This is a genomic window from Neisseria sp. P0021.S006 (assembly GCF_051956895.1).
Map to the genome: position 1 here is coordinate 1 of NZ_JBQCWZ010000094.1, position 3,214 is coordinate 3,214.

At 46.4% G+C, this 3,214-nt stretch carries 5 protein-coding genes; 1 reads left to right on the forward strand and 4 read right to left on the reverse strand.

Features of this window, described 5'->3' with window-relative positions; all coding sequences use genetic code 11:
• Positions 1-175 precede the first annotated feature (175 nt).
• The 4 genes from ACTHUM_RS10985 to ACTHUM_RS11000 form a co-directional block, all read right to left on the reverse strand.
• Entirely contained in the window at positions 176-958 is a 783-nt protein-coding gene (locus ACTHUM_RS10985; protein WP_070462021.1) for an ADP-ribosylglycohydrolase family protein, read from the reverse strand.
• Entirely contained in the window at positions 958-1,530 is a 573-nt protein-coding gene (locus tag ACTHUM_RS10990) for a hypothetical protein (protein ID WP_070462023.1), read from the reverse strand. Before ACTHUM_RS10990 ends, ACTHUM_RS10985 begins: the two co-directional genes overlap by 1 nt.
• 124 nt (positions 1,531-1,654) lie before the next feature.
• Positions 1,655-1,807: a hypothetical protein gene (locus tag ACTHUM_RS10995; RefSeq protein WP_225905468.1), complete on the reverse strand. Its 153-nt coding sequence runs from the start codon at positions 1,805-1,807 to the stop codon at positions 1,655-1,657.
• A 31-nt stretch (positions 1,808-1,838) separates the two neighbouring features.
• Positions 1,839-2,585, reverse strand: coding sequence for a hypothetical protein (locus tag ACTHUM_RS11000; RefSeq protein WP_225905513.1), 747 nt, complete (start codon positions 2,583-2,585; stop codon positions 1,839-1,841).
• A gap of 245 nt (positions 2,586-2,830) precedes the next feature.
• On the opposite strand from ACTHUM_RS11000, the gene ACTHUM_RS11005 reads away from it, so the two are divergent.
• Positions 2,831-3,214: HD domain-containing protein (locus ACTHUM_RS11005; protein WP_440402889.1), on the forward strand; the 384-nt coding region annotated here is incomplete at its 3' end.

Below are 3,214 nucleotides of genomic sequence, written 5' to 3' on the forward strand. Positions count from 1 at the left end.
GCATTTCCATGTACCTTTACCGGACGGTTTGCCGTCTTTGCCGACATCGCCATCATAAGCGCAACCTTTTTCCTGATAAGGATTGATGGTTTCAGCAATGGCAGGCGTGCCCAGCATGAAGGCGATAGGGAGTAGGGCGAGGTATTTCATCATTCATTCCTTTTTGCAGGCAGTTTCAGACGGCCTGATATTGGGATTCAAAAGTCAGCAGGGTTTCAGCAATATGGCGTGGCAATATGGCTAAAGCGTGTTCGCGCATAGACGTAGGGATACCGTAGCAGGCTTCGGCAATACTGCCGGTAATGGCCGCCAAGGTATCGCTGTCTCCGCCAAGGGAAACTGCCAGTCGGATGGCGTGTTCAAAATCATCGCTTTCAAGAAAGGCAGTAATCGCTTGAGGCACGGTTTCCTGACAGCTTTCGTTGAAATGATAATGCGGGCGGATTTGGTCGCAACTTTGGCTCAAGTCGTAGCCGAATTGTCGTGTAATGTTTTCTTTAATTTGCGCTTTGCTTATACCAGTACGCGCCCAAAAGATGGCGGCGGCTACGGCTTGCGCACCTTTAATGCCTTCCGGGTGGTTGTGCGTTACGATAGCGGATTGTTCGGCAAAATGCAGGGTTTCTTCCAATGTGGCAAATGTCCAACCAACGGCAGAAACACGCATGGCCGAGCCGTTGCCCCAGCTATTATAAGGTTCTGGATCTTTCCATTCTATCCATTGTGAGAAGCGGCCGCCATATGCGCCTTTAGCGCAGGGATATGCCCTACACCAGCCTTGTAAAATAGAGGCCAAATTATCGTTGCAGCCTTGTAAAACCCAATCGGCGATGGCAACAGTGCAAATCGTGTCATCTGTAAAGTCGCTGTCGGGGCTGAAAATGTCAAAATCGGTGTGACGGTAGTTGTCAAACTCAAATCGTGATCCGGCAATATCGCCGATGACTGCGCCCAACATCATGACATCCTTTCTGATACTTCTATCGTCGTTACCGTACCGTCTGCCAAACGGCTGTTGGCAGGTACAAATACCACCATCAGCGTAGGATTTCCACGTGCCATCATCGGCATCAGACTAAGCGGCATATTTGGATCGGTTTTCTGAAAGCGTATCCGTTCATCACCTACACCAAACAACCTGTTTGGATGGCTGTGTGCCGCCTCATCCATTCCGGCCTGCAGGATTTTTTGTTTTTCGGCCGGAGTTTTACCGGTTAGCAGGCTTGGATTGGTTTTCTCAAAGAAGTTAGATTTTGCCAGCGTCCAATAAGTATCACCGGGCTGCCCGCTGGGGTTTTGGGTTTTCATCTTATGGGCAAAATAATCAACAGCCTGTTGCTGGTTCATTGCCTTGATTGCTTCTGTATTTGAGCCGTATTTGGTTTCTTTTGGGTTGTTCCGCAAATCAAACTGAAAACGGTTGTATTCGGCTTTTCCTTCTTCATAAACAAATCTTCGTGCATATTCATTCGCTGTTATATTGCGATTTCCATCAATATCAAGATCAAGCTTGGAAATGGTTTTCGACAAACCATGTCCTAACTCATGAGCCCAATCAGAAGCAGTCAGATATCTTTTGTCTGCCGTACTGAATACAATACTTCTATTTTCTTTACTGCCAATTAGTTTGCTTTGGAAAAATATGCCGGAATATTTAGTGTATTGCTTGAATACTCCCTAACCCCCATTGATTGATAAAGTTATGGGTTTGCCCCAGTAAAATTGAATCCCGAATAATCTGATTAACTTCCGAAACAGGCATCCCTAATTTTAAAAAATGCTGCCGGATTTGTGCTGTTGTAGCCATACCATATACCTTTAAAATTAAATACTATCGACTATCTGATAAGAAAGATGCTGGAAATATCATTAATGCATTTGTCTGTTGGATGCTGAAATAATATTCCTGCACCTTTCTCCTCCCTTATAACCAAATGTCTATCACTCCCGATCAAATGGTTGTTTTCATCTACTGCTACTTGTTTTACTACCGTATACCTAGGAAAAACTTGTTCTGTTCCATTGTTAAAGCATACGCTGACCGGGCTTAGGATATGAGATGAAACATAGGGTTTCGGCAAATCATCAGGATAACGGTCGTCAGGAAACAATGAACGGTATCGTTTTATATAATCAGGCGTTGCTTCGATTTCTAAAAAAGTACTGCCGTCGTAGTTGGTCTGATGCACTACCGTAAAGCCGTCGGTCGGCCGTTTTAGCTTACGCCGCCTGTGTTTGAGCCATTTCTGCCGCTCTGCCTTGTCTTTCCATCTGAGTACCGCCTGTTTTTCTCCGTCAGGCCGCAAACGGCCGGAAAGCCGCAGATAGCGCCGGTACACGGGAACCTGCCACTTTTTCGCTAAATCTTCAGGCGGCATATCAAGCAAACAGGCACTATGCAGCGTGCCGGCCATCTGTCTGAACAAATTCTCGAAGCTCTCTACAGGATAAAGCTGCCCGCAGCCCGTTGCGTCATCCGCATATGCTTGAGAAACAGAGACCGTCTGAATGCCGCTATCGGCATGAGACAAAATGGGCAGCAACATGGCCGGCCACAACAAAGCAGCTAAAAATTTCACACTCATCTCCTTCTTGATAAAAATTATTACTTGCATAAATATTATTCCCAATATTTTTCACTGCAAGCACATTTACACGCTAATTGTTTGTTTTATTTTGATGTTTATATGTTATTGCAAGTTGGGTAGCCCAGGCCGTCTGAAACAAGGCTTCCTGAAACATAGTGCCGCATTCGCATACAAATCTAGGGCTGTCGGCAAGAAACTGTTACAATGGCAACGTTTTTATCAAAAAGAAAAAAACGCACGCCATGACCACTATTCGCCAAACGCCCCAAACATCGAGTGCAACGCTGGAAGGCCTCCTCGCATGGTTCGACGGCTATGTTGCCGCGCTGCCTGATCCCGATAAAAACCTAATTCAGACGGCCTTTGACCTGTCTAAAGAACATTATCCTGCCGATGCCCTAACGACTTACGGCGAGCCTTTAATGGAACATTTTCTCGGCTCGATGCAAATCGTCAGCGAACTCGACTTATTGCCCGATGCCGTGGCCGCTACGATTTTGTCCGACATCGGCAAATACGTTCCCACTTGGCGCGAATTGGTTACCGAACGCTGCAACAGTACCGTTTGCGAGCTGGTCAAAGGCGTGGACGAAGTACAGAAACTGACCCAATTCGCCCGCGTAGAC

Bases quoted from the DNA above. Each gene is read 5' to 3' on its own strand.
- ACTHUM_RS11000 (WP_225905513.1), bottom strand. From the start codon at position 2,585: ATGAGTGTGAAATTTTTAGCTGCTTTGTTGTGGCCGGCCATGTTGCTG.
- ACTHUM_RS10985 (WP_070462021.1), bottom strand. From the start codon at position 958: ATGTTGGGCGCAGTCATCGGCGATATTGCCGGATCACGATTTGAGTTT.
- ACTHUM_RS10995 (WP_225905468.1), bottom strand. From the start codon at position 1,807: ATGGCTACAACAGCACAAATCCGGCAGCATTTTTTAAAATTAGGGATG.